The sequence below is a fragment of the Arthrobacter sp. MDT2-3 genome, assembly GCF_059090465.1.
The window spans coordinates 352,690-376,152 of record NZ_JBNHFS010000001.1 but is presented as its reverse complement, the minus strand read 5'-3'; the positions used below and the strand labels follow the sequence as shown (position 1 = coordinate 376,152).

The window sequence follows — 23,463 nt, the reverse complement described above, 5'->3', positions numbered from 1 at the left end:
CTGTTTCAGCCGCGGACGGGCTGGGCGAGGTGGCTGCTGAGGAGGCGGCGCGCTTCTGAGGCGTCGGTGATCATTGCCGAGCCGGCGTCAGCCGCGGCAGAGCGCTGGACGGCCTGCTCCGCGCGGATGATGTCGAACGGATCCTGCCAGTTGTTCCAGTGCCAGCCTTCATATTCGCTCGAGATGGCACCGGTGTAGCCGTTGTCCACGAGCTGGCGAACCAGGCCGCGCACCGGAACCGATGGCTCCTCGCCGTTCTCGTCGATGCCGAAAAACTTGCCGTGCACGTGGCGGACCCACGGCATGATTTCCAGCCAGGTGTCAAGCGGTGCGGGACCGAACAGCCCTGTTCCGTTGATGCCGAAGTCGATGCCGAGGTCCGGCCGGCCGTTGCGGGCGGCCAGGCCGATGAAGGCACCGAAGCGCTCACCATGGACCTTCTGTGTGTTGGGGGGACCTTCCGCGTAGAAGCCGTGCCACAGCTCAACAACCTGCTGGAGCAGGTCCTCGGATGCACCACGACGGCGGTAGGCCTCCAGCAGGGAGGGGGCAAAGCCGGTGACGGTGGCGCCCCAGTCGGCGGTGAAGCCCAGCAACGGGGAATCGAGCTTTTCGTAGCGGTCGCGGAGGGCAAGAACGCGCTCGTGGGCGCCGTGCTGGTCAGCGTGGACTTCCAAGGCCAGTGTGACGCCGTACTTCTCGGCGACCGGCAGCAGGCTTTCCATGGCGTCGGGTGTCAGCGAGATCTGCACACGGGCAATCGGGAAGCCGAGCCTGGCCGCCACCTCGATCTGCTTGCGCATGTATTCGACCAGTTCGTCGTGGTTCATGAGCCGGTCCCGGCGGATCCCCGTGTCTACGTTGACTGCGAGGGACGTGGGGACCAGCTCCACCTCAGCCACCAGGTCGCGGAACTGGCCCACGAAAGCGTCATCGATGCGGTCCGGGAAGCCCCGGAGGCTGGAGAATCCGATGACCTCAAGCCCCGGACCGAAGCCTTCGGCGGCCACCTTACGGATGAGGCCGTCGAGGTCGTACTGCCGGGCGTGGAAGGCGCGGGTGAAGCTGTAAAGGGTGACGCCCTGGATCGGTGTGCCGAGGCTGGTCATCGCTGTGCCACCTTCATGGTCTTGGTGTCGTGCTCTTCGATATGCAGCACGCCGTGGTCGGTGATGATGTACGGGATGTAGAGCTTCAGGTCCACCCGGACCTCATGTTCTGCATCGGAATCCTGGACGGGAAGGTCGCCGGAGAGGACGGCCGAATCCAGCGGGAACCACCATTCGCCGGTCTCGTCCACGAGCTCCTCAAAGCTGAACGTCCGGTTGTTCATGGTCCAGCGCAGCGAGTCCTCGGGGGCGGCAACGCCGTCAACCGTCAGTGCTGCCCCGGCGATGCACGAGCCAGGAAGGGCGCGGTACCAGGGGATGCGGACTTCGACGGCGGTGCGGCCGTCCTGGGTACTGAGTGTTCCCTGCTCGATTATGCGATCGGCGATCATCGAGACCTCCTTGTCTGCGGCATGCCTTGCCGGTGAATGAAATGCCTGTGATTGAACGAAAGGGCTAGACGCTGCCACTTCTTCATTATTTAACCATTCTATTGTCTGATTCAGACATAAGTAAAGCGCTGGTCAGTCCTCCTGCGATTTTGCGGGCACCGCGCACGGCGAGCGCCACCGCCGTCAGCGTGGGATTGCACGCCGTGGCGGTAGGGATAACGCCATTGCCGGCCACGAAGAGGCCGGGGACCTGCCAGACCTGGCTGTCGGGAGAGCAGACGCTCCCGCCGTCGTCCGTTTCGCCCATCCGCGTCGTGCCCTGGTAATGCAGGGACGCTCCGGGGGGCATCACGAACGGACGCTCGTCGAGAGGGTCACCCACCGCCTTGCCCAGGCGGACGATTTCCTGCTTCGCGCGCTCCACCACCTCGTGGTCCCGCTCGGTGAGGCGGTAGTGGATGCGCATGGCGGGCATTCCGTAGGCGTCGCGCGCGTCGTCGTCGAAGGCCACCCGGTCCTCCCGCTGCAGGTCCTTGGCGCAGAACAGGCCCAGTCCCACAATCGATCCGGGAACAATGGGATCATCCTCGGCCAGCGGGACCGGGGACGCATCCAGCTGCATGATCTGGCCGTGGAAGGGTGCCGCGTCCGTGTAGGGAACCCACGCCACGCCGCTCTGCTCGCTCAGGGCACCGGCAGCGGCCCGCGTCACGTGTTCGGCGGAAACGCCGCACAGCCTGCTCGCAAACACCACCTGCGCCTGGTCATTGAGGTAGCGGCCCAGGGCGTCGGGCCTGATGCCGGAAGCCCACAGCAGCTGCGGCGTGCGCAGCGCATCCCCTCCCACAACAACATAGCGGGCGGCCACGTGATGGGTTTCGCCGCTGCGGCGGTCCTGGACTTCGATGCCGGAGGCAATTCCGTCCTCCACCAGCACACGGGTCACCAGCGACTCGTCAAAGAGCTCAAACTGGGGGTTTTCGCGGGTGACGTTCCCCATCACGACGTCGGAGCCTGACCAGACGAGGCCGCCGTCTTCCCGCCGGTGGACAGCAAGCGGCATGGGCTGGACGCGGAACGCAGGGTCGCGGCCCTCGTCCAGGACGGCCGACAGGCGGCTGATGACGAGGTCCGAGAACGGTGCGTCGTCGAAGGCGTGGGTGGTGACGCCCAGCAGGCGGTCGGCGTCGTCGAGAAGCTGCTCCAGGTCCGGCAGGAACGGAATGCGCTCGGTGCCTCCGGGACGAGGACAGGCGGCGGTCCAGTGCGCCGCCATGCCTCCCACGTTGCTGGACATGGCGGCGACGGGCATGCCGTCCTCTCCGGGGAAGGCGTAACCGTCCGGTAGGAGGTACGTGCCTGCCCTGGCCCGGCGCTCTCCACTCTTGGCGGCGCCGGGGGAGGTGATCGTTGCTGCCCCTGCCCCCGGCCCCTCGGAAGCGCGCTGGGCGATGCTCCGGCGGTCAGGATCCGCGATGTTCTTGACGTGCGCCCCGGGTGGATTGCTGACGGTGGGGCCTACTTCGAACATGGCGATGGTGGTGCCGGGGGCTTCCTCGCTGAGGATCCGTGCATAGGCCGATGCTGTGGGCCCGCTGCCGACGATGGCGACGTCGACCCGTGCGGGGTAGCGGTTACCGCCCATGGCCCGCCACCAGTTCCTGGATGCGCCGGACGGACTTTGCCGAGTCAATGGTCGGGTAGTACTCCAGCCCGATCGGGCCCGTGTAGCCGCTGTTCTGAAGGTCCGCGATCCGGGCGGTCCAGTCGATGGAACCCGACCCGGGCTCCCCGCGCCCCGGGGCATCGGCGATCTGCACGTACTTGATGAGGTCCCCGGCGTTGGCCAGTTCGGCAACCACGTCCTCGCCCTCCACCGTGGAGTGGTAGAGGTCGTAGAGGACGCCGAAGTTCGGCGACTCCACGCCCCTGGCGACGTAGACAGCTTCCGAGGTCCGGTCCAGGAGGGCTCCGGGGTGGTCAACACGGATGTTCACCGGTTCGAGGACCAGGGTGATGCCCGAACCCTCGATGTGCGCCACGCCGCGGGTGAAGATCTCGATCAGTTCGTCCAGCTGGTCCTGCCGCTTGCGTCCGCCAAAGCCGGTGCCACTGCCCACCACGATCCGTGGGCAGCCGACCTGCTGTGCCACCTCGACGCCGGCTTCGAGGCCGGTGTAGAAGGGTGCGTGGTCCTTGGGCGGGATCATGAACTGCATGCGGGGTTCGGCGAGTTGGGCGGTGAGCTGGACTCCGGTTTCCTCAAGGGCTTCCTTGAGCGCGGGAATGTCCTTGCCGGTGGGGCCCCACATTTCCACGGCGTCGAAGCCGGCGGCGGCTGCTGCGCGGACCCGGTCTGCGGCGCTGTCCCCTGCTTCTGAGAACAGGAGGTCGATATTGGGCGCAAGTTGGTACATGGATTTCTCCTTGAAGTAGGAAGGTGAGCTGGACTGTGGGCCATCAGCGCCCGGATCCACCAGTTTTTGGGTGTGAAAGGCCGCCGCGCAGCGTTCGAAACGCTGAGCGGTGGTCAACCGTTGCGGATCAGCCCTTCAGGCCGCCGGAGAATCCCTGGATGAATCGCTTCTGCGCGAACAGGAACAGGGCGAGGATGGGGATCATGGACACGATGACAATGGCGAAGATCGAGTTCCACTGGGAGACCAGGGAGCCGATGTAGTAGTACATGGCCACCGGCAGCGTCTGGTTGGCGGAGCCGCCCAGGAAGATCAGCGACGTGAAGAAGTCGTTCCACACGATGAGCCCGGCGAAGATGGTCACCGTGCCCGTGGCGGGAGCCATCATGGGGAACACCACCTTGGAGAAGATCTGGGATTTGCTGGCGCCGTCGATGGTTGCCGCTTCTTCATAGTCCGTGCCGAGGCCACGGAAGAAGTTTGCGTAGAGGAAGATCGACAGCGGCAGGAGCATGCCCGTGTAGAGGACGATCAGGCCCCAGGCGGATCCGGTGAGTCCAAGGGCGCGTGCACCCATGTACAGCGGTACGGCGCCGAGTTGGCCGGGCAGGATGATGGCCACCAGGAAGAGGTAGTACGCGCCCTTGCTCCAGCGTCGGGTGCTCCGTGAGATGACGTATCCGGTGATGGAGCCGAGTGCAATAAGTCCCACAATGCTGCCTGCGGTGATGATGAGGCTGTTGACGAGGCCCATCACCACATTGGAGTTGCCGGTGGCGGTGAGGACGTCGATGAAGTTGCTGAAGTCAGGGCTTGTTGGCGGAGCCAGGGCTGAGGTGGTGAACAACTCGGTGTCCGGCTTCAGTGCAGTTGTCACCAGGAAGTAGAACGGCGTAAGGAACAGCAGGGCGAGTGCCCACAGGCCGACTTCGCGGAGCAGGGTGAGTTTGGTGTAGCGGAACATGGCTTAGTCCTCAGGGTTCGAACGCGTCAGCCGCTGCTGGAGTACGGCGAAGATCAGGATGATGGCGGCGAGCACCAGGGCCAGGGCGGCACCGCCACCGAAGTTCCCGAGCGCAAAGGCCTGCTTGTAGACCTGGGTGGCCAGCGTTTCGGTGGCCCCTGCGGGGCCACCGCCCGTGAGCGCCATGATGGGGTCGAAGACGCGCAGTCCTTGGACGATTCCCAGCGTGGTGGCGATGGCAACGGCGGGTCGGATGGCGGGCAGGATAACGTTCCGGAACCGCTGCCAGAGGTTGGCGCCGTCAATGGCGGCCGCCTCCTCCACTTCCGCGGGGACACCGGCCAGGCCGGCCATAAAAATCACCATGGCAAAGCCGGTTGAAGACCAGACAAGCACCACCAGGACGGTCCAAATGGCCCATTGCGGGTCGGCCAGCCACGGCTTCGCCTGGTCGCCGGCACCTATTGCCGTAAGGAAGGCATTGAGCGGGCCGTCGAAGTCGAAGATGTATTTCCAGATGTAGGCCGTGGCCAGCGGGCTGAGCACCACCGGCATAAAGAAGAGGGTCCGGAGGATGTAGCGCGTCTTGAGGACCCGGTTCAGGCCCAACGCAATGACCAGTCCGGCGATATTGCCCAGGAGTACCGAGCCAAAGGCCAGGAAAAGGGTGTTGGAGAGGGCCCCCACTTTCGTGGGGTCCTTGAAGATGGCCTCGAAGTTGGCCCAGCCGGTGATTTTGAACGAGCCGATGCCCGTCCAGTTGGTGAAGGCGAAGAATCCGCCGATCCCGGTTGCCACATAGTGGATGGCAAACACCAGGGCGATTCCCGGCAGGGCCCACCACCAGTGTCCGAACTCCAGGCCGCGGCCCCGGGAGCGGGTGTTCTGCCCCGCCCCCGGAGTGCGCCTGCCTCGCCGGGGGGCTTCTGCTGCTTCGCTTTTCGGTTGCATCGTCGCAGTCATGGTATTCCTTGCTTGTCCCTTTGAGTGGTCGGAACGTTGATGGGAACGGCTTACTGGCCCCAGGCGGCGTCCATGGCCTGCAGGACCTGGTCAGGGCTCTTCTGGCCGGTGATGATGCCCTGGACCCCTGTGGCCAGCGCGTCGTACACGGCGGAGTTAGGCCACTGGCTGTTAGGCAGGGGGCCATACTTGCCGTTCTTGATCAGGTCGCCGATATTCTTGTAGGCGCCGCCTTCGAAGTCGTAGGTGTCCAGGCCGGTGACCGGAAGCGCGCCGTCGATTTCTGCGAAAGCCTTGGTCTGCTCCGGTTCAGCCGCCCAAGCAAGGAAGGCTTTGGCCGCCTCCTTGTTCTTGGCGGCCGCGTTGATGGAGAAGGCGTAGTTGGCGCTGGCGTAGACGAAGCTTTTGTCCGAGCTCTCGGCCGGGAGGGCGCGCACGCCGAATTCTGAGCCGGCAGCAGCGGACTGCAGCTGCTTCCAGCTCGTGGCCGGGATGAATCCTGCCAGAGACGTACCGCTGGCAAGGCCCTTGGTGATGGCGTCAAAACCGGCACCTGCGGCACCCTTCTGGAAGCAGCCCGCGTCCTTCAAGGTGTTGACTGCTTCCAGTGCCGATTTCCATCCCTCCGAGCCTGCGAACGTGACTTCATTGGCCGCGCGCTTTTCGTTCCACTGGGGGTCTTCCCCGTAAACGCGGGAGGCTGCCAGGGACATCGCGGTAAGGCCCGTGTTGGGAGGCGCGGCACCGGCAAGGGCGAAGAGGGATTTCCCGGACGATTCGAGGGTTTTGCACTGCTCTTCAAGAGCCGCAAAGTCCGCAGGAAACTCGCCGGCAGCCTTAGCCGCAGTCTCGTTCGTGACCAGGGCTGACACGGTGATGGCCGTGGCCTGGCCGAAAACCTTGCCTTCCGGGCCGAAGGTGCTGGCGCTCCCTTCAGGCAGGAGCTCCTTGGCGGCATCGTCCAGCGGCTCAAGGAACCCGGCCTCCGCCAGCGGGAGGATACTGCGTCCCTGGCCGCTGCCGGGCGAAGTCACCACGATATCGGAGGCATTTCCGGCCTGGAGCTGCGTGCGCAGGGTCTGGTCATAGGAGTCGTTGGGCTGCGGGTTGAACGTGATCTTCACGTCCGGGTTTGCCTCCATGTACTTCTCCCCCAGGACCTGGAATGGGCTTTCGATGGTGTTGGAGGTAGCAAAGGACAGGGAAAATTCCTTGGAGCCACCGGAGGAGGCGTTGCTGCCGGCGGGGGCCGAACAGCCAGTAAGGACGAGGGCTGCGATCGTGGGGACGGCGAGGGCGCCGACCTTCAGGCCCGAATAGCGACGGTGCTGTGTCATGTCCAGCCTTTCTGACTTCGTTGTCGAAAACATCCGGGAGCCGTGACCCCGGTCACTCATCAGTATGCAGGAGATGTGTAGAAAAAGCACATAAGTATTGCCGATGATAGACATAAGTTTCACGGGGGTCTGCGTAAGCTCCCACTTGCATCGGAGGGTGTGATGCACTACGCCGCCGCTATTGATGCCGCTGATAGACTGGCGGGACGAAAGTTCACCGTTGAAAGATCGCCGTGCCGTGACGAATAATGTCCTGCTTTCCCGGCTCGACCTCAACTTGCTGATCTCGCTGGATGCCCTCATTACCGAGCGGAGCGTGACGAGGGCGGCCGAGCGGCTCCATCTCAGCCAGCCAGCACTGAGTGCTTCGCTCGCGCGGCTCCGGGCCCATTTTGGCGATCCCATCCTGGCCCGCCGCGGCAATGCCTATGAACTCACTCCCTTCGCGCTGCGCCTGGCGGAGCACACAACCACAGCACTTGAGGCCGCTCGCCGGGTTTTCGAGAGCCAGGCAATATGGGAGCCCAGCGAGTCAGAGCGCGAGTTCTCCATCTACGGCTCGGACTACGGGTTTACCACCATCGGGCGCGTGGTTTCCGAGCTTGCGGCCGAGCGCGCCCCCGGCGTCCGGTTCCGGTTTATGCTGCACAACCCGATGGTGGTGGAGGATGCCGCCAACCGCCTCCGTTCGGTGGACGGCATGGTGATTCCGCACGGCTTCCTGACCGGGCTCCCGTACCTGGACCTGTGGCGGGACGGTTGGGTCGCCGTCGTCTCTTCCTCCAACAACGCCGTCGGCGAGAACATCACCATGAAGAACATCGCCGAGCTTCCCTGGGTGATGACCTACCAAACCCGCTCGGCGTCAACCTCGGCGGAACGCCAGATCATGCAGCTCGGCGTTGAGCCCCGCGTGGACGTAGTGGTGGAGAGCTTTCAGTCCTTGCCGCACTTTGTGGTGGGCACCGACCGCATCGCCCTCATCCAGGCCGCACTTGTGCCGTTCGCACTGCGGGTGGGCGGGGTGCGGATCCTGCCACTGCCCTTCAATGCCACGCCGCTGGTCAACGCCCTGTGGTGGCATCCCGTGCACAACCGCGATTCGGAGCACGAGTGGATGCGGGACCTGTTCAAGGAGGCTGGCGAGATCGTGGCAGCGGCCGCGGCCAAGGAAGCCCCGTAAACGCCGTGAGCGCTCAAACGCCTGTCTGCCCTTAAACGCCTCAGTACCCGCCGGCTAAACTGACGGGCACTGAGGCATTCGGGCAGGGTCAGGCCGATGCCAGCGCCGACCGCATGCTCCTGCGGATGAGGTCGTGCTGCTGGCGGACCAGCAGCAGCGGATCAACTTCGCCTAGCTCGGCGAAGGCGTGGCCCTCCCACTCGCTGGACCAGTAGCCGCGATACCCGCCCTCGACGAATACCCGGACGAGTTCCGGATAGTCGATGGCCGGTTCGTTTCCTTGCTCATCGATGTCGTAGAACTTCGCGTGGACGTGCATGATCTGCGGCATGATGTCCGCCCACTCCTTCGGGCTGACATGGCCGTGCATGTTGAAGGCCAGGTGTGCGAAGGAACCAAGGCGGGCGGGATCGAAGCCCCGCCCGCGAAGGTATCCGATAAACTCCTCCTGCCGCGCCCGCATCGGCGCGTCGGTGGCCCAGATGGCCTGCAGCTTCTGGACGGCTTCGTCGTCGAGCCCGGCACGGCGGACAGCCCGCAGGAGCGTGGGCGACATGCTGTGCATGGTGGAGGAGAAGTCAGCCACGAACCCCAGCAGCGGTGAGTCAAGTTCCGCGTACACGTCGCGGACCTTCATAATCTCCGGGGAGTTGGGGCCCAGCGGTGCGTGGATCTCGTAGGCCAGCTTGAGCTCCAGGTCCTCGGCGAGCGGCAGCAGCCGTCGCAGCAGGGCCGGCTTGGCGCTCTGGATGCGGACCAGCGGGAAGCCGAGTTTCTTGGCGCCGTGGAAGAGAGTCTCGGTGAACTCATACTCCTCGTCCGGGGTCATGTCGCGGTCGCGGCGGCGGCCCATGTCCAGGTTGGCGCCGAAGGAGCTGGACGTGAAGCCGTGCTTGTCGAAGGCCTCCTGCCAAGAACGGGCGAAGTCATCCGTCACTTGCGGGTAGGTGGGCAGGACCTGGGACGCCACAATTTCGATGCCGGGGCCGATGCCCAGTTCCGCCACGCGGTTCAGCAGGCCGTCGAAGTCGTACCAGCCGGCGCGGAACTCGGCGCTGGCGGAGTACAGGGTGAGGCCCAGCGAGAACGGATCGTCCGCGGCCTTCGGCGGAGGCGGCGTGACCGCCGTCGTGAGTTCCGGAACCGCGGCAGCCCTGTCCGTGACGGTCAGCTCCAGCGTTTGGTTCACGAAGTTGGGGACGTACATGCCGGGGCCGCCGTCCTGGCCCGGGGCGATCTGCATGTAGGGCAGGCGCAGCTCCCCTATGAGCTGGACCGTGTGCTGCTCGCCCCGGGCCAGAGGGGTATCCCGCTTGGCGATCAGCAGGGGGTGCTCCTGCAGGTACCAGAGGGTTTCGCTTTGCGCCGGCAGGTCGGGAAGGGTGTAGCGGACGCCGCCCAGTTCAAGGGACAGGTCCTCCGTGGGAACTTCCTGGCCGTCAACAGTGAGCCGCAGGGCTGAGACGGAGGAGAGCCACAGGCTCCGGTACCACGGAAGGGCAAGGGCCAGCGCGAAACCCTCGGGATGGGCGCGGAGGCTTGAATCGTCAAGAAGTCCGTTTGGCATGGTTGTTCACTTTGTTCGTGGGATGGAAGGGATCAGGGAAGCTCGGACGTGATGCGGCGGATAAGGGAGTGCTGCCGCCGCACCTGCTCAATGGCACGCCAGGGAGTGCGTTCGCCTTCGTATTCACTGGAGAGATAGCCGGTGTAGCCCGAGTCCTTGAGAGCTTTCAGCACCGGGCGCCACGGAATCTGCTGGTCCTCCAACTGCTCGTTGATGTCGTGGAACTTCGCTTGGATGAACACCACATACTGGGCGATATCCGCGAAGTCTGCGGGATCAACGCCGATGCCGTCCAGGAACGCGGGCCGGGTCTCGCGAGTTTCCCCTTCACGCAGCGGGATAGGCCGGTCCTGGAAGATTCCAGTGTCGATGAGCAGGCCGAAGTTCTTGGTTCCGGTCCGTTCAATGAGGCCGATGTAGTCCTCCACGACGGGGTGCTTTATGGGCGTGGGCGAGTGGATCTCGGGGCAGACGATAATTCCCAGCTCGTGCGCCAGGTCGAGGGAACGCTCCACGGACTCCGTCCAGATCGAATCCGGGACCAGGTCACTGGAGACGACGCCGATCTTGGGCCGCACGAAGCTGAAGCCAAGCCGGCTGGCAAGCCTCAGGTCCCGCTGCAGAGCGTCTGCACCCTCGCCCGCTGTCATGGTCCGGCCCGGGTGCAGCCGGGTGTCAATCCAGGAGCCGTAGTTCGTGGGCTCCAGGGAGTACTTCCCGAGCAGGCTGAACCAGTTGTCGATCCACGCCGGGGAAGGTTCCGGGTAACCGGGGACGTGGCCCTCGCCGAGGATTTCGACGCCCGTGGCGCCCAGGTCAGCGACGGCGGCCAAGGCGGTTTCCAGGTCCATCACGGTGCCGTAGTCGCCCATAAAGCTGTATAGGGAAACGCCGTAGCGGAAGGTGCCGTCGCCGCCTTCCGGTGCCAGCGTTACTTTCCGGCTGACCCGGTGGGTGGTGGGCTGGTGTTCAACCGGGATGTAGGACATGCGCAGCCGCAATTCAATGGCGAGTTCATAAACGCCCTGCGGCAGGCCGCCCTCGAGCGGAACGGTGACCACTGCCGCCTCCTCAAGGGGCCAGCGGACGCCGTCGCTCTCCCAGAGCTGCTGCAGGGTGTAGGTCCGCCCGCCGAACGTCCATAGCGGAACGTCAGGGCCGACGTCGACGAGGTTGCCCACGCGGACCGCGATGCCGTCGATGAGGGATGCGGCCATGCCCCGGTACGAAGGCATCCGGACCCGGAACTGGAAGCCCGTCACGCGCCCGCCTTCGGTGACGTTGCGGAAGCCAACTGACTGGATGAGGTCTCTTTCGAGAAGCATCATTGCTCACTCTCTCTAGGTACGAAACCAGCGTAACAGTATTATGTCGGTTTCGCACTTAAGTTTGTGAGGAATCTACCTAACTCTCCCTGGACGCGCCGTTCAACTCGGCACGCGTGGGCGGATTGGCGCCGGGCCGTGACACCGTGACTGCTGCCGCCTTGGCCGCGTGCGCCAAAAGTTCAGCCAAGCCCTCAGCGGGAACTTCCCGCAGGTCCTTGCGGTTCTGGGCGCCATCCAGGCCGCGGTCCACCAGTCCGGAGAGCAGGGCTGCCATAAAGGAGTCACCGGCGCCCACGGTGTCTGCCACCTCAACTTTGGGAGCAGGCACCTGGGCCTCGCCTGCCCGGCACACTCCCCACGGCCCGTCTGCCCCGCGCGTGACCACCACCATCGCCGGCCCTTCCGGCCCGCCTAGGGACAACCAGCGGCGCGCGGCGTCCAGCACGTCAAGGTCCGGGTAGAGCCAGGCGAGGTCCTCATCGGACGCCTTTACAACGTCCGCCAGGGACACGAACTTCTCCGCGTGGCGGCGCGCGTAGTCCACGTCGGTGATGATGCTGGGCCGGCAGTTGGGGTCGAAGCTGATGGTGGCATGCGGGTGGGCATATTCGACGGTGGCGAGGACATCCGTGGCGCCCGGCGCCAGCATGGTCGCGATCGATCCGGTGTGCAGCAGGGTGGTGCCCTGCAGCATAAAGGCAAGCCGGTCGGCGATGCCGGGGAGCTCCCAGGTGAGGTCGAACGTGTAGGTGGCGGCGCCGTCGTCGTCGATCAGGGCGGTGGCCACGCTGGTGGGCAGCTCATCGGGACCCAACGGAAGCATTACCGAACTGGCGCGCAGGTGTGCCGCGACCGAATCGCCGTACGCGTCCCGGCCATACCGGCCGATGAACTGCACGGGGTGGTCAAGGCGGGCCAGGCCCACCGCGACGTTCAACGGGCTTCCGCCCACATGCGCTTCAATTCCTGAGGCGCGCTGGACAACGTCAACAAGGCCTTCGCCAATAACAGTGAGCATGGTCATACTTTGCCAGAGAAGAGGCTCCCGCAGCAGTTCGTGTCAGCGCAGCAGCTCCTGGACCAGTTCCCGGCACCTTACGTATGCGGGTGCTGCGGGATCGATCAATGCGAAGTGGTCCCCGGGCACCATGACCAGCTGCGCGGGAGTGGACCCGGTCCGGCCCGCCTGAACGTAGGACGAGGACATGCTGAGCGGCACGTCTTCGTCCTCCGCGGCGTGTACCGCGTAAATGGGAACGGTCAGGGGCAACGCTGCCATCGGATCCGCGTACTGGTGACGGCCAGGAAAGTTCGACGACGGCCCGCCCAGCAGGTTGGCCACCGCACCGTTGCTGACGTTGAGCCTTTCGGCTTCAGCCAGGTTCAGCACACCGGACTGGCTCACCACCCCGGTGAGACGGACGCCGTCAGTACCCGCGCCGGCCTCGAAGTGCTCGGCCTCCGGCCCCAGCCCGCCCAACCGGTCCCGCCCTGCCGCCCACACCGCCAGGTGGCCGCCGGCAGAATGGCCCAGCGCCACCACCCTGCTCAGGTCCAGGGAATGCGGACCGGCGAGCTCGCCAAGCTTGTCGATGCCCGCCAAAATGTCCTGGAAGGTGTGCGGCCAGCCGCCGCCGTTTCCCGCGCGGCGGTACTCCAGGTTCCACGCCGCCAGCCCGCGGGTGGCCAGGTCCCGGGCCAGCGGCTCCCCGAGCTCGGCCCCGTACCGCGAGCGCCAGTAGCCGCCATGGATGACCACCACAACGCCGCGATGCTTCCCGCCGTCGGACAGTTCGGGAAGGAACAGCTCACCCCACTGGCTCGGGTCATCGCCGTACTGGTACCGGTGCCGCTGGACTGCTGCTTCGTTGATGGGGTCCTCCGTTGCTCTTTCTTGTGGCTGGCCGCTTGGCGGCACCCCTGCCCAGGTGGCGAGGCCGGCACCTGCCGCGGCTGCCCCTACGAGGAAGGTCCGACGACGGAAGCCAGTCATGAGCCGAGACTACCGGCCGCCGAGTCTAGGAACACCGATGTTCGACTAGTGAACTTTTGTGCGTTCATTGAACAAGCCTGTACTCTTGTGGGCGGAAACTATGCCGCGAGTCACAACCAGTTGTGGCAAAACTCTCGACCGGCCCTGCTTCCATTCTTTTCCCTAAATCAATGAGGATTCCATGACAACTTCCCCTTCCGCCCGCCCTTCCCGCTGGCCGGTGTGGCTCTGCTGGCTGGCCATGGTCCTGGACGGCTTTGACCTCGTGGTGCTCGGCACCGTCATTCCCACCTTGATCAAGACCGGCGAGCTTGGCTTTGACGCGGTGGGCGCTACTTTCGTGGCCACGATATCCCTCGTGGGCGTGGGCCTGGGGGCGCTCTTTATCGCCCCGCTCTCGGACCGCTTCGGGCGCCGGAACCTGCTGGTTGCCTGCGTGCTTTGGTTCTCGCTCTTTGCCCTCGCGGTGGTGTGGGCGCCGAACGTTGCCGTGTTTGGTGCCCTCCGGCTTCTGGCCGGGGCCGGGCTTGGGGCATGCCTGCCGGCAGCCCTTGCCTACATGAACGACTATGCCCCTGCAGGTTCCGCCGGTAAGTCAACCACCCGCACGATGACCGGGTACCACGTCGGTGCGGTGGCCACCGCGTTCCTGGCGATGATCGTCATTCCGGACTGGCGCATCATGTTCGTGGTGGGAGGCGTGTCCGGCTTGATCCTCCTGCCGTTCCTGTGGTTCAAGCTGCCCGAGACACTGCCCGCCGCCCGGGCTGCCCGGACAGAGGAGCAGACCGGGTTCCGGAACCTGGTGAAGAAGCCGTACCCCCTGATTGCCGCGGCGATCGGTGCGGCGTCGTTCATGGGGCTGCTGCTGGTATATGGGCTGAACACCTGGCTTCCGCAACTGATGGCTTCCGCTGGATATCCGGTAAGCGCAGGGCTTTCCCTGCTCCTTGTCTTGAACCTCGGCGCTGTTGCCGGTCTCATCATCGCCGGCGTCCTGGCTGACAAGCACGGAACCAAGCCCGTCGTGTTGCTGTGGTTTGGCCTTTCGGCGGTGTGCCTTGGCCTCTTGAGCATCAAGGTGGACAACGCGGTCCTGCTGAACGCCCTCGTCTTCGTCACGGGAGTGTTCGTCTTCAGTTCCCAGGTCCTCGTTTACGCCTGGGTCAGCCAGTTGTTCCCGGCCCGCCTGCGCGCAACGGCACTCGGCTTCGCTGCCGGCGTGGGCCGCGTCGGCGCCATCGCAGGACCTGCCGTGACAGGCGGCCTGGTCGCCGCCGGCATCGCCTACCCGTGGGGTTTCTACGTCTTCGCAGCAGCGGGTGCCCTTGCCGTGGTTGCCCTCTTGGCGGTCCCGCACGCCATGGCCTCCGCCGGCACCAACGCAGGATCCGATAAGGACCTGGCCCGCAATTGATTCGACTCGGGTGGGGCCTTCCTGAAGGCCCCACCCGAGCGCGGCTATCTCCGGAGCAGCCGCGCCACGTCAGCCGCTTCCGGGTACGCAGCCTGCGTTCCCTTCCGGGTGGTGGCCAGGGCAGCAGCCACCGAGGCAAAGGCAGCGGCGTCGGCGAGCGCATCGCCGGCGGCGAGCCGGACTGCAACGGCCCCCGTGAAGGCATCGCCCGCCCCGGTGGTGTCCACAGCTTTCACCTTCGTGGGCGCGATCCGGACCACCTGCCGGCCCTCGGCGGCCAGCGAATCCAGCACCATCGAACCCTGCGAACCGAGCGTCACCAGGACCTGCCGGATCCCCCGCTCCGCAAACCGCATCCGGACCTTGTCCCATTCGGCGCCGGCCGCCTCCGGGCCTGGAACGGCGGCGCCGTCACCCAGGAACAGCGCGGCCTCATGGGCGTTGACCAGCAGGACACCGGTGAGGGCAGTCAGCGGCTCCGGAACCTCACCGTACGGCGAGAGGTTCAGCAAAACTGTTGCGCCGGCGTCGTGCCCTGCCTGCGCCGCTGCCAGCACCGTCTCCATGCCGACTTCCAGGCAAAGGCAGACGACGGCGGCGTCGTCCAGGACGTCCGAGGCCTCCGCCACGTCCGCCGGAGACAGGGTGCCGTTGGCACCCGCGGAGATGATGATGTTGTTCTCGCCGCTGGCATCGACGGCGATGACCGCGACACCCGTGGGCTCAAACGACGTCCGCACATGCCCGACGTCCACCCCCGAACCGGCAGCGGAGGAGAGCAGCATGTCACCGTTGGGGTCCTCACCCACCGCGCCGACAAGGCTCACGTTCCCGCCCAACCGGCTCGCGGCGACCGCCTGGTTGGCGCTCTTGCCGCCCGGATTCACGGCGAACCCGTTGCCATGCACGGTCTCGCCCGGGAGCGGGAGGCGTTCGCAGTAAATGGTCAGGTCGGCGTTCAGGGAGCCGACGACGACAATCCGGCCGGCCTTTTCCGTGGCGTTCATTCGGCCACCTCGGCTTCAACCGGCTTGGGGATCAGCAGCGAGGCAGCGAAGGCTGCCACGGTGAGGGCCAGGCCCACCACGATCACGGTGAGGTAGGAGGCCCTGGCATCACCCAGGGCGGAGGTGGCCACCAGGACGGCGGGGAGCACCAGGAAGCTGAGGCCGGCACCGAGGTTGAAGGCGCCGGCGTTCATGCCGGGCAGGAAGCCGGGGTTCCCCGCGGGCGAGAGGACAACGCCGAGTCCGTTGAGCATGATGTTGACCGTACCGGCGTACATGATGCCCAGCAAGACCGTGCCGGCGATCATCAGGGGCAGGCTGCCCAGGCCAAAGAACGCCATGATGGCCAGCGCCGCAATGCTGCCGAGGAGGCCGATGCGCAGTACCTTGGTGTAGCCCAGCACCGGGGCGAGCTTCCCGCTGAGCGGCCCCACGATCCACCCCAGCAGGGCGTACGGCGTAAGGATGATCAGCGACATTTCGGTGGGCCCGACGCCGAAACCGTCGGCCGCCTGGACATAGGCGGGGACAATTCCGTTGATGACGGCGAAGATGCCGGTCATGGTCAGGGTGGTGGTCAGCAGCGGCGCCCACGTGGAGCGCTGGCGCAGGTGCACGGTTTCCACCATCGGCTGCTTCGCCCGCTTCTCCACGGTCCAGAAGGCATAGAACGCGACGGCGGACACCAGCACCAGCGCCAGGCTCAGCATCAGGGTGCCGGACGAGAAGGCGCCCACCAGCTTGGCGCCTTCGTTCAGGGCAGTCAGCAGCGCACCCACGGCAACGACGATGAAGAACACGCCCAGCCAGTCCATCCGCGTACCGGCGGCCGGCTTGCTTTCGCCGGCCAGGAAGGCGATCAGTGCGGTGGCCACCAGTGCCAGCACCACCATGAGCCAGAAAATGCTGCGGAACCCGAAGTGCTCGGCGAAGTAGCCGCCCACGAACGAGTCAACGCCGGCCACGCCGCCGTTGACGGCCGTAATAAGGCCCATCAGCGTCCCGTACTTGCGGGGGTTGCTGACCGCGGAGCGCAGCATGATCAGGCAGAGCGGAACGGTGGGGCCGCTGACGCCCTGGATGATGCGGCCCACAAAGAGCCAGGTGACGTCCGGAGCGAGGGCTGCGATGACCGATCCGACGGCCATGAGCAGCATCATGCCCACCAGGATCTTCTTGCGGCCCACAATGTCGCTCAGGCGGGGCAGGAACAGGGAGAACAGGGCGGCCGCAGTAAAGAACCATGTCTGCGAGAGGCCAATAACGGCCTGGTCCGTGTTGAGCTCCTCGCCCATGGTCACCAGGGCCGGGCTGAGCATGGAAGCGTTGAGCTGGAAGGCCACGCAGGCCGCCAGCAGGGCGACCATCAGGGCGGTAACGTTGCCGCGGGTGGCCTTGGTTTCGAAAATGGTGGCAGTCATTTACTTGACGCCTCCCGCGGTGAGGTGGGCAGGTTCCCGGCGTTCGGCGTCGGCCGCGTTGGCGACGCTGCCGCCCTCGCCGCCGAGGGGCTCACCGATGGTGACCAACGCGTCGGTGACCAGGTTCCAGAACCTCTCGTGGTCGAGGTCTACGGCAACGCTCGTGTGGCAGTCAGCCGGGGCCGGCGCACGGAAGTCCGCCACCGTCATGCCGAGCGTTAGGGTTCCCTGCAGCTCGATGTTTACCGGCACCTTGCGGGTACTGACGATCGTGGGGTCGATGACATAGGCAACGGCGCAGGGATCGTGGACCGGCGGGGAGTCGAAGCCTTGGGCGTCCTTATAGGTATGGGCGAAGAAGTCCATTAGTTCCGTGACGAACTTCGCCGGCTTCGTGCCGATTGCCGCAATCTTTTCCACCACCTCCGGGGTGGCGAGCGCCTGGTGCGTCAGGTCAAGGCCCACCATGACCACCGGCCACTTTTCGTTGAAGACGATGTGGGCGGCTTCGGGATCGATGATGATGTTGAATTCCGCCACGGCACTCCAGTTGCCCACGTGGTAGCCGCCGCCCATCAGGACAACTTCCTTCACGCGTTCAACGATGCGCGGTTCCTTGCGCGCAGCCATGGCGATGTTGGTGAGGCCGGCGGTGGGCACCAAGGTGACCGTGCCGGGTTCGTGGGCCATCACGGTGTCGATGATGAGGTCGACGGCGTGCCGCGGGTCCAGCTCGATGGTGGAGTTGGGGAGGGCGGGGCCGTCCATGCCGCTGTCGCCGTGGATGTCCGGGGCGGTTTCGATGCTGCGGACGAGGGGGCGGCCGCAGCCGGCGGCGAAGGGAACGCCGGTGATGCCAGCGATGGTGCCGACGGCCAGCGCGTTGCGGGTGACCTTTTCGAGGGTCTGGTTTCCCACCACCGTGGTGACGGCCAGCAGTTCGATGTCCGGGTTGCCGTGCGCGAGCAGCAACGCCACAGCGTCGTCATGCCCGGGGTCGCAGTCGAGAATGATTTTCTTGCGGTCGGGGGATTGCCCTCTGAGGGACTGGGCGGTGGGTTCCACGATGATCTCCACGTCATTGGGGCCCGCGCCGGGTGTATTGACCGCAGCGCGGGGAGCGAAAGCGTTCAGGAGAGATCATGGCACCGTCAGCAGCATCACGTCAAACGCTTGACGTAGTTGCAGGTCAAGCGTTTGACGCCTGCAGCCCACTGGCTGCCGGTGCTCCTTTTCGGGCCGTATGCGAGAAAGGCGTCCTAGGGCTGGACAGTGCCGGCCAGCCCCGCCTCCGGGTCGCCCTCAACGTCGTGATGTTCGTGCTTCTGGCGTGCTTCTTGAAGGTGGTGTTCCAACTTCTCCTCGGCGTCCCGCCGGCGCTGCCCGACGGTCCTCATCTGCTGGGTGCTGGGTGCTGCGTGCGCATGCTGGTGGGGACCAAGATCGCGCGTGCCCCCTCCGCTTGTATCGCTCATAAGGGCATCGTCCCACCTGGCGTCCCCCTAAGGAAGGGCTCCGTCAACCCACGCTCCCCTTCCTCACCGAGCGTCCACGCAGTGCACTAAAGGTGCAGTATGATGCACTAATGGATAAAAGCACATCAGCCCTGGCGTCAGCGATCGGCAGCCGGGTCAGGCAGGAACGCCAGTCACGGGGCTGGACCCTGGACCAGCTGGCAGAAGCCGCGGGAGTGAGCCGCCGCATGGTGGTCAACGTCGAACAGGGCGCTGCGAATCCCAGCGTGGGGACCCTGCTTCGAATCAGTGACGCGCTGGGCATAGGATTGCCGGCCCTGGTGGACTCGCCGCAGCCCAAGCCCGTAACGGTCACCAGGAGCGGTAAGGGCGCAGCCCTCTGGAGTTCTGCCTCCGGTGGCCGCGGTGTGCTGGTGGCCGGGACCGAGTCCCCTGATGTGGTTGAGCTGTGGGACTGGACCCTGGCGCCCGGTGACCGGCACGAGAGCGAAGCCCATGCAGCCGGCACCAAGGAACTGCTCCAGGTCCGCGGGGGATCCATCACGGTTGTGGTTGCCGGCGAAACCTTCGTCCTCGAGGCGGGTGACGCCGTCTCCTTCCCTGGCGACGTCGAGCACTCATATGCCAATCCGGCCAACGAACCGGCCACGTTCACGCTCGCGGTCTTCGAACCGGGCGTTGGCTCGGGGCACCGCCCCGAAGCTAACGCCGCCGCCCCAACAACCACCGAAGGAAACTGACATGCTCAAGCGAAACGTTCCGGTACCGCCGTGGGGGCTGGCCGTCACCGCGATCCTCTCGGTCCAGCTGGGCTCAGCCCTCTCCGTGGGCCTGATCGAGGACGTGGGCCCGGCCGGTACCGCATGGCTGCGCCTGAGCATGGGAGCCCTCATCCTGCTTGCGATTGGCCGCCCGCCACTGCGCTCCATCCGGCGGCCGGACGTGCTGCCGCTGCTCGGGCTCGGGATCACCACTGGCGTAATGACCATCGGGTTCCTCGCCGCGGTGGAGCACATACCGCTCGGGACCGCCGTCGCCATTGAGTTTCTGGGTCCGCTGACGGTGGCCGCCATCCGCAGCCACAACCGGAAGGCCCTCGCCTGGCCTGCGCTGGCGCTCGTCGGCGTGGTCCTGCTGACCCAGCCCTGGCAGGGCGACTTCAACCCCACCGGCGTTGCGTTCGCCGCGCTGGCAGCCGTCGCCTGGGGCTTCTACATCCTCCTCACCCAGCGGATCGGCGACCGGTTCACCGGCATCGGCGCGCTCACCCTCACGGTGCCCATCGCCGCGGTGACGGCCGCCGTCGTCGGAATCCCGCAGGCCGCAGGCCACCTCAGCCTTGACATCCTGGCTGCCGCCGCCGGACTGGCCCTTCTGTTGCCCGTGCTGCCGTTCGCGCTGGAAATGCTGGCCCTGCGCAGGATGACACCCACGGCGTTTGGAACGCTGATGGCCCTCGAACCCGCCGTCGGCGTCCTCCTCGGACTGCTCATCCTGCACCAGCAGCCCTCTGCCATCCAGGTGGTGGGAATCCTGCTGGTGGTCCTGGCCGGTTCCGCGGCGCAGCGCGGTGGCAGCCGCCGTTCGCCCAGGAAGCAGGCAGCCAGCCCCGCCGATCTCGACTTTGTCGGTTGAGCCGATGTTCACTGGCTTGAGCGCTTTTCCCCTCACCCCACTGGCACACGATGCTGTGGACGAGGCTTCGTTCGTCCGCCTGGTGGAACGGCTAAGGGAGGCCGGCGTTGATTCCATCACCGCGCTCGGCTCCACCGGTTCCTACGCGTACCTGAGCGGGGAAGAGCGGAGCCGTGTTGCCCGGCTGGCGGTGGAGCATGCCGGGTCCACTCCGGTGATCGTTGGGATCGGGGCGCTGCGGACGTCCCAGGTGCTGGCCAACGCGGAGAACGCCGAGCGGGCCGGCGCTTCCGGCCTGTTGCTTGCGCCGATGACGTATCAACCGTTGACGGACGACGACGTGTTCGAACTCTTCCGGACGGTCACTGCGCACACGTCACTGCCCGTCGCCGTCTATGACAACCCGGGGACTACCCACTTCACGTTCAGCACGAAGCTTTACGGGCGGATTGCCGCGCTGCCGCGGATCGCGTCCATCAAGATACCGGGCGTGCCGGGCGGCCTGGAGGAGGCAGCGGCCCGGCTCCAGGAAATCCGTGCTGTTGTCCCGGCGTCCGTGACCATCGGCGTCTCCGGTGATGCACGTGCCGCCGCCGGGCTGGCGGCCGGGTGCGATGCCTGGTATTCCGTCATCGGCGGCACCTTGCCCGCCCTTGCTGCGGGAATCACCAGGGCTGCCCAGGAGGGCCGGATTGCCGACGCCTTGGCCGAGTCCGGGCGGCTTGCGCCGCTGTGGAACCTGTTTGCCGAATTCGGCGGAAGCATCAGGGTGGTCGCCGCCATCGCGGAGCAGCTTGAACTGGCGCCGGAGGCCTGCTTGCCCCTGCCGATCCAGGGGCTGAGCGGGGACCAACGCCGCCGGGTGGCAGGGGTGATCGAGGACCTGGGCCTCGACAGGTAGGGCTGCCCCCCGGTTGACCTGAAGCCGGCGCATCGCCTACTACGATCGAAGTATGGAATTCGCGGATCAGTCGCACCAGCCCTCGCGTTCGCGGCGGATCACGGCGGCGATGGTCGCTGCCCGCGCCGGCGTCTCCACGGCCACCGTCTCGCTGGTGGCCAACGGCAAGACTGCGGGCCGTGTTTCCGAGGACAACGTTTCCAAGGTCCGGGAGGCCATCACCGAACTCGGCTACGTGGTGGACGGCATCGGCAGTTCCCTCGCCAAGGGTGTGAGCTCCATCGTGATCCTGGTGGCGCCGGATATCTCCAATCCATTCTTCGCCAAGGTGATTGCCGGCGTGCGGGAGTCCCTGGGTTCGCAGTACCAGCTGCTGTTGTCGGTCACCGAGGCGGGCGAGTTCCCCCAGGCCGACGACGTCCGGCGGCTGATGTCCCTACGTCCGGCCGGGCTGCTCGTTGACGCACCCAACGCCGGCTTCCTCGAAGACCTTGCGTCGCCGTCGCCGCTTGTCCTGCTGGATGCTCCCGGGCTGGAGGCGTACGCGCCGTCGGTGAACCTGGACGTGGCCAGTGGAGCGCGGGAACTCGCGGCGCACCTCGCGGACGCCGGGCACCGGGAGGCGGCGTACGTGGACAGCGTCACCGGCACGGAAACCTTCGCCCTGCGGCGGAAAGCCTTCCTGGAGGAGGCGGCCGCCCGCGGCATCAGCGTTGGGCCGGACCGCATCATCAGCACCACCATCGACGTCGGAACGGCGGCCGCCGCGTTCGCCTCCGCCTGGCCGGCGTGGCAACGTGAGGGGGTGACCGCCGTCGTCTGCGGCACCGATACCCACGCCTACGGCGTGCTGCAGGAAGCGCGGGTGGCAGGGGTGCGGATACCCGAGGAGCTGGCGGTGGCCGGCTTTGATGACCTCCCCTATTCCGCCACGAGCAATCCCGGCCTCACCAGCGTCCATCTGCCCGCCACTTCGCTGGGCCTGAAGGCCGGGGAGCAGCTGCGCCGCCTCATGGAAGGGAAGGCACTGGAGCAGACCGGGGCCACGCTGGAGAGTTCCCTCGTGGTGCGCGGATCCACAGTGGCGGCGGAACGCTGACGGTTCCAGCCGCCGTCGTTCTGTCTGTGCCCGGCCGTAAGCTGGGACTATGCCGAGTAACTGGGACAGCCTGGACCCTAGCCTGCGCGAATCTGTACAGCAGAACGTGGAGATCTATGAGCGCGTCCGGCCTGCCCTGAAACTGGTGACGCGGGATGTCCTGCTGCTGATGCGGGACATGCTGAAGGACAGCGAGGTTACCCCGCTGTTCGTTACCGGGCGCACCAAAACGGTGGAATCGTTCAAGGAGAAGATCTCTCGGATCGAGGAGCCGCTGGAGCCAGGCGGCCCGCCGGTGCTGAAGTTCCCGGACCCGTTCCGGACGCTGAATGACATGGTAGGCATCAGGGTGATCACCAAGCTGCCGGCCGAAAATGCCGCGGTGGCCAACATCATCAAGCGGCAGCGGCAACTGTTCGACTGCCGCGGGGACCGGGAGAAGGACATCGGTTCCATCGAGTCCGGCACCTACGGCTACTCCAGCCGCCACCTGATCCTGCGGACCATCCAGAACGAGGCCGTCAAGGAGTACCAACAGGTCTTCAACCCGGATGCCCAGCCCAACGGCAGCTACTTCTTTGAATGCCAGATCCGCACGATTTTTGCGCACGCCTGGAGCGAGATCGAGCACGACATCCGGTTCAAGGCCGAGGACCCGCGCGCCTGGACCCCGCACTTCGACCGGCAGTTCACCGCCACGGCGGCGATGCTGGAAACGGTGGAAACGGCCTTCGCGGACCTGCACGAACGGTACGAGGAAGTGCGCAGCTTCTGGGACACCGAGGGCGAGGGCGCCGCGCCGCTGACACCCAACCGGATCCGCGACGTGTGGCGCACCCTGCTCCCGCACGTGGACCGCAAGGTGGATGACGACTGGGGCTGGGCCGCGGAGCTCCTCGCCGCACACGGACTTAACCAGACCATGCAGCTCGCCGGGCTGCTGAGCGCCAACCGCATCACCGAAGTCCGCAAGGCCCTGGACCACCGCTACTCCCCCGGTCCGGACCGGCTGCTCGATGACCTGCTGCTGTGGCAGTACGGCACCAAACACATTGACCTCACCGCCGAAGCGGCCGACGCCGTCCCGCACCCGCGGCGCGACAGCCTCCTGCGGCGGCTCAAACAGATCGAACGGTACCGGCTGACGAAGACGTAGGGTTTCGGCGCTGGAGCGGACTGTCCGATATTTGCAGTTCCTGGTCGGGGATCTTTCAACCTGGAGCGTTCCACCCATCGCAGGGCGCCTGCTTTGTCC

The 23,463-nt window shown here is 65.9% G+C and carries 22 protein-coding genes; 7 read left to right on the top strand and 15 right to left on the bottom strand.

Annotation, left to right across the window (positions count from 1 at the left end):
• Positions 1-5: 5 nt before the first annotated feature.
• The 7 genes from AC5RUQ_RS01755 to AC5RUQ_RS01725 all read right to left on the bottom strand — a co-directional run bounded on the left by AC5RUQ_RS01755 (position 6) and on the right by AC5RUQ_RS01725 (position 7,182).
• Entirely contained in the window at positions 6-1,109 is a 1,104-nt protein-coding gene (locus AC5RUQ_RS01755) for a sugar phosphate isomerase/epimerase family protein (protein WP_493945689.1), read from the bottom strand.
• Positions 1,106-1,501: a C-glycoside deglycosidase beta subunit domain-containing protein gene (locus tag AC5RUQ_RS01750; protein WP_493945688.1), complete on the bottom strand. Its 396-nt coding sequence runs from the start codon at positions 1,499-1,501 to the stop codon at positions 1,106-1,108. The genes AC5RUQ_RS01755 and AC5RUQ_RS01750 overlap by 4 nt, the downstream gene beginning before the upstream one ends.
• An 85-nt stretch (positions 1,502-1,586) precedes the next feature.
• Positions 1,587-3,146: a c-glycoside 3-oxidase CarA gene (gene carA, locus AC5RUQ_RS01745; RefSeq protein ID WP_493945687.1), complete on the bottom strand. Its 1,560-nt coding sequence runs from the start codon at positions 3,144-3,146 to the stop codon at positions 1,587-1,589.
• Positions 3,136-3,918, bottom strand: a complete 783-nt coding sequence (locus AC5RUQ_RS01740; RefSeq protein WP_493945686.1) for a TIM barrel protein — start codon at positions 3,916-3,918, stop codon at positions 3,136-3,138. Before AC5RUQ_RS01740 ends, carA begins: the two co-directional genes overlap by 11 nt.
• 127 nt (positions 3,919-4,045) lie before the next feature.
• Positions 4,046-4,882, bottom strand: a complete 837-nt coding sequence (locus AC5RUQ_RS01735; RefSeq protein ID WP_493945685.1) for a carbohydrate ABC transporter permease — start codon at positions 4,880-4,882, stop codon at positions 4,046-4,048.
• Positions 4,883-4,885: 3 nt separating this feature from the next.
• Entirely contained in the window at positions 4,886-5,845 is a 960-nt protein-coding gene (locus AC5RUQ_RS01730; protein WP_493945684.1) for a carbohydrate ABC transporter permease, read from the bottom strand.
• A gap of 50 nt (positions 5,846-5,895) precedes the next feature.
• Positions 5,896-7,182: an ABC transporter substrate-binding protein gene (locus tag AC5RUQ_RS01725; protein ID WP_493945683.1), complete on the bottom strand. Its 1,287-nt coding sequence runs from the start codon at positions 7,180-7,182 to the stop codon at positions 5,896-5,898.
• A gap of 238 nt (positions 7,183-7,420) precedes the next feature.
• Here AC5RUQ_RS01725 and AC5RUQ_RS01720 point away from each other — a divergent pair, with 238 nt between their 5' ends.
• Complete coding sequence (locus AC5RUQ_RS01720) at positions 7,421-8,365, top strand: LysR family transcriptional regulator (protein WP_493945682.1); 945 nt, start codon at positions 7,421-7,423, stop codon at positions 8,363-8,365.
• Positions 8,366-8,453: 88 nt separating this feature from the next.
• Here the strand turns inward: AC5RUQ_RS01720 and AC5RUQ_RS01715 are convergent, their stop codons facing one another.
• The 4 genes from AC5RUQ_RS01715 to AC5RUQ_RS01700 form a co-directional block, all read right to left on the bottom strand.
• On the bottom strand, positions 8,454-9,932 hold the full coding sequence (locus tag AC5RUQ_RS01715) for a C-glycoside deglycosidase beta subunit domain-containing protein (RefSeq protein WP_493945681.1): 1,479 nt from the start codon (positions 9,930-9,932) through the stop codon (positions 8,454-8,456).
• Between the two features lie 32 nt (positions 9,933-9,964).
• Positions 9,965-11,257, bottom strand: a complete 1,293-nt coding sequence (locus AC5RUQ_RS01710; RefSeq protein ID WP_493946376.1) for a C-glycoside deglycosidase beta subunit domain-containing protein — start codon at positions 11,255-11,257, stop codon at positions 9,965-9,967.
• A 79-nt stretch (positions 11,258-11,336) separates the two neighbouring features.
• Complete coding sequence (locus tag AC5RUQ_RS01705) at positions 11,337-12,278, bottom strand: carbohydrate kinase family protein (protein ID WP_493945680.1); 942 nt, start codon at positions 12,276-12,278, stop codon at positions 11,337-11,339.
• A gap of 42 nt (positions 12,279-12,320) precedes the next feature.
• Positions 12,321-13,253: an alpha/beta hydrolase gene (locus AC5RUQ_RS01700; protein WP_493945679.1), complete on the bottom strand. Its 933-nt coding sequence runs from the start codon at positions 13,251-13,253 to the stop codon at positions 12,321-12,323.
• Positions 13,254-13,434: 181 nt separating this feature from the next.
• On the opposite strand from AC5RUQ_RS01700, the gene AC5RUQ_RS01695 reads away from it, so the two are divergent.
• Entirely contained in the window at positions 13,435-14,670 is a 1,236-nt protein-coding gene (locus AC5RUQ_RS01695; RefSeq protein ID WP_493945678.1) for an MFS transporter, read from the top strand.
• A gap of 44 nt (positions 14,671-14,714) precedes the next feature.
• Here the strand turns inward: AC5RUQ_RS01695 and AC5RUQ_RS01690 are convergent, their stop codons facing one another.
• The 4 genes from AC5RUQ_RS01690 to AC5RUQ_RS01675 form a co-directional block, all read right to left on the bottom strand.
• Positions 14,715-15,677 (bottom strand): ribokinase, encoded by a 963-nt coding sequence (locus AC5RUQ_RS01690; protein ID WP_493945677.1) that lies wholly within the window; start codon positions 15,675-15,677, stop codon positions 14,715-14,717.
• On the bottom strand, positions 15,674-17,098 hold the full coding sequence (uriT, locus tag AC5RUQ_RS01685; RefSeq protein ID WP_493945676.1) for a uridine transporter UriT: 1,425 nt from the start codon (positions 17,096-17,098) through the stop codon (positions 15,674-15,676). Before uriT ends, AC5RUQ_RS01690 begins: the two co-directional genes overlap by 4 nt.
• Positions 17,099-18,163: a uridine-preferring nucleoside hydrolase UriH gene (gene uriH, locus AC5RUQ_RS01680; protein WP_493945675.1), complete on the bottom strand. Its 1,065-nt coding sequence runs from the start codon at positions 18,161-18,163 to the stop codon at positions 17,099-17,101. It abuts the gene before it with no gap.
• Positions 18,164-18,357: 194 nt separating this feature from the next.
• On the bottom strand, positions 18,358-18,573 hold the full coding sequence (locus AC5RUQ_RS01675; RefSeq protein WP_493945674.1) for a hypothetical protein: 216 nt from the start codon (positions 18,571-18,573) through the stop codon (positions 18,358-18,360).
• Between the two features lie 110 nt (positions 18,574-18,683).
• Here AC5RUQ_RS01675 and AC5RUQ_RS01670 point away from each other — a divergent pair, with 110 nt between their 5' ends.
• The 5 genes from AC5RUQ_RS01670 to AC5RUQ_RS01650 all read left to right on the top strand — a co-directional run bounded on the left by AC5RUQ_RS01670 (position 18,684) and on the right by AC5RUQ_RS01650 (position 23,364).
• A complete protein-coding gene (locus tag AC5RUQ_RS01670) occupies positions 18,684-19,313 on the top strand; it encodes a helix-turn-helix domain-containing protein (protein ID WP_493945673.1) in 630 nt (209 codons plus the stop codon).
• A gap of 1 nt (position 19,314) precedes the next feature.
• Entirely contained in the window at positions 19,315-20,208 is an 894-nt protein-coding gene (locus AC5RUQ_RS01665; RefSeq protein ID WP_493945672.1) for an EamA family transporter, read from the top strand.
• Between the two features lie 4 nt (positions 20,209-20,212).
• Positions 20,213-21,109, top strand: a complete 897-nt coding sequence (locus tag AC5RUQ_RS01660; RefSeq protein WP_493945671.1) for a dihydrodipicolinate synthase family protein — start codon at positions 20,213-20,215, stop codon at positions 21,107-21,109.
• 109 nt (positions 21,110-21,218) lie between these two features.
• Positions 21,219-22,208 carry a LacI family DNA-binding transcriptional regulator gene (locus AC5RUQ_RS01655; protein WP_493946375.1) on the top strand — a complete coding sequence of 330 codons (990 nt, stop codon included), beginning with the start codon at positions 21,219-21,221 and terminating at the stop codon, positions 22,206-22,208.
• 49 nt (positions 22,209-22,257) lie between these two features.
• Positions 22,258-23,364 carry a GTP pyrophosphokinase gene (locus AC5RUQ_RS01650; protein ID WP_493945670.1) on the top strand — a complete coding sequence of 369 codons (1,107 nt, stop codon included), beginning with the start codon at positions 22,258-22,260 and terminating at the stop codon, positions 23,362-23,364.
• The last annotated feature ends 99 nt before the right edge of the window (positions 23,365-23,463 follow it).

What these genes read in the sequence shown, in the direction of transcription:
- AC5RUQ_RS01730 (WP_493945684.1), bottom strand. Translation starts at nt 5,845, where the DNA reads ATGACTGCGACGATGCAACCGAAAAGCGAAGCAGCAGAAGCCCCCCGG.
- AC5RUQ_RS01715 (WP_493945681.1), bottom strand. Translation starts at nt 9,932, where the DNA reads ATGCCAAACGGACTTCTTGACGATTCAAGCCTCCGCGCCCATCCCGAG.
- AC5RUQ_RS01650 (WP_493945670.1), top strand. Translation starts at nt 22,258, where the DNA reads ATGCCGAGTAACTGGGACAGCCTGGACCCTAGCCTGCGCGAATCTGTA.
- AC5RUQ_RS01660 (WP_493945671.1), top strand. Translation starts at nt 20,213, where the DNA reads ATGTTCACTGGCTTGAGCGCTTTTCCCCTCACCCCACTGGCACACGAT.
- AC5RUQ_RS01690 (WP_493945677.1), bottom strand. Translation starts at nt 15,677, where the DNA reads ATGAACGCCACGGAAAAGGCCGGCCGGATTGTCGTCGTCGGCTCCCTG.
- carA (WP_493945687.1), bottom strand. Translation starts at nt 3,146, where the DNA reads ATGGGCGGTAACCGCTACCCCGCACGGGTCGACGTCGCCATCGTCGGC.
- AC5RUQ_RS01735 (WP_493945685.1), bottom strand. Translation starts at nt 4,882, where the DNA reads ATGTTCCGCTACACCAAACTCACCCTGCTCCGCGAAGTCGGCCTGTGG.
- AC5RUQ_RS01675 (WP_493945674.1), bottom strand. Translation starts at nt 18,573, where the DNA reads ATGAGCGATACAAGCGGAGGGGGCACGCGCGATCTTGGTCCCCACCAG.
- uriT (WP_493945676.1), bottom strand. Translation starts at nt 17,098, where the DNA reads ATGACTGCCACCATTTTCGAAACCAAGGCCACCCGCGGCAACGTTACC.
- AC5RUQ_RS01710 (WP_493946376.1), bottom strand. Translation starts at nt 11,257, where the DNA reads ATGCTTCTCGAAAGAGACCTCATCCAGTCAGTTGGCTTCCGCAACGTC.
- AC5RUQ_RS01665 (WP_493945672.1), top strand. Translation starts at nt 19,315, where the DNA reads ATGCTCAAGCGAAACGTTCCGGTACCGCCGTGGGGGCTGGCCGTCACC.
- AC5RUQ_RS01725 (WP_493945683.1), bottom strand. Translation starts at nt 7,182, where the DNA reads ATGACACAGCACCGTCGCTATTCGGGCCTGAAGGTCGGCGCCCTCGCC.
- AC5RUQ_RS01750 (WP_493945688.1), bottom strand. Translation starts at nt 1,501, where the DNA reads ATGATCGCCGATCGCATAATCGAGCAGGGAACACTCAGTACCCAGGAC.
- AC5RUQ_RS01695 (WP_493945678.1), top strand. Translation starts at nt 13,435, where the DNA reads ATGACAACTTCCCCTTCCGCCCGCCCTTCCCGCTGGCCGGTGTGGCTC.
- AC5RUQ_RS01740 (WP_493945686.1), bottom strand. Translation starts at nt 3,918, where the DNA reads ATGTACCAACTTGCGCCCAATATCGACCTCCTGTTCTCAGAAGCAGGG.
- AC5RUQ_RS01755 (WP_493945689.1), bottom strand. Translation starts at nt 1,109, where the DNA reads ATGACCAGCCTCGGCACACCGATCCAGGGCGTCACCCTTTACAGCTTC.
- AC5RUQ_RS01655 (WP_493946375.1), top strand. Translation starts at nt 21,219, where the DNA reads ATGGTCGCTGCCCGCGCCGGCGTCTCCACGGCCACCGTCTCGCTGGTG.
- AC5RUQ_RS01705 (WP_493945680.1), bottom strand. Translation starts at nt 12,278, where the DNA reads ATGCTCACTGTTATTGGCGAAGGCCTTGTTGACGTTGTCCAGCGCGCC.
- AC5RUQ_RS01700 (WP_493945679.1), bottom strand. Translation starts at nt 13,253, where the DNA reads ATGACTGGCTTCCGTCGTCGGACCTTCCTCGTAGGGGCAGCCGCGGCA.
- AC5RUQ_RS01670 (WP_493945673.1), top strand. Translation starts at nt 18,684, where the DNA reads ATGGATAAAAGCACATCAGCCCTGGCGTCAGCGATCGGCAGCCGGGTC.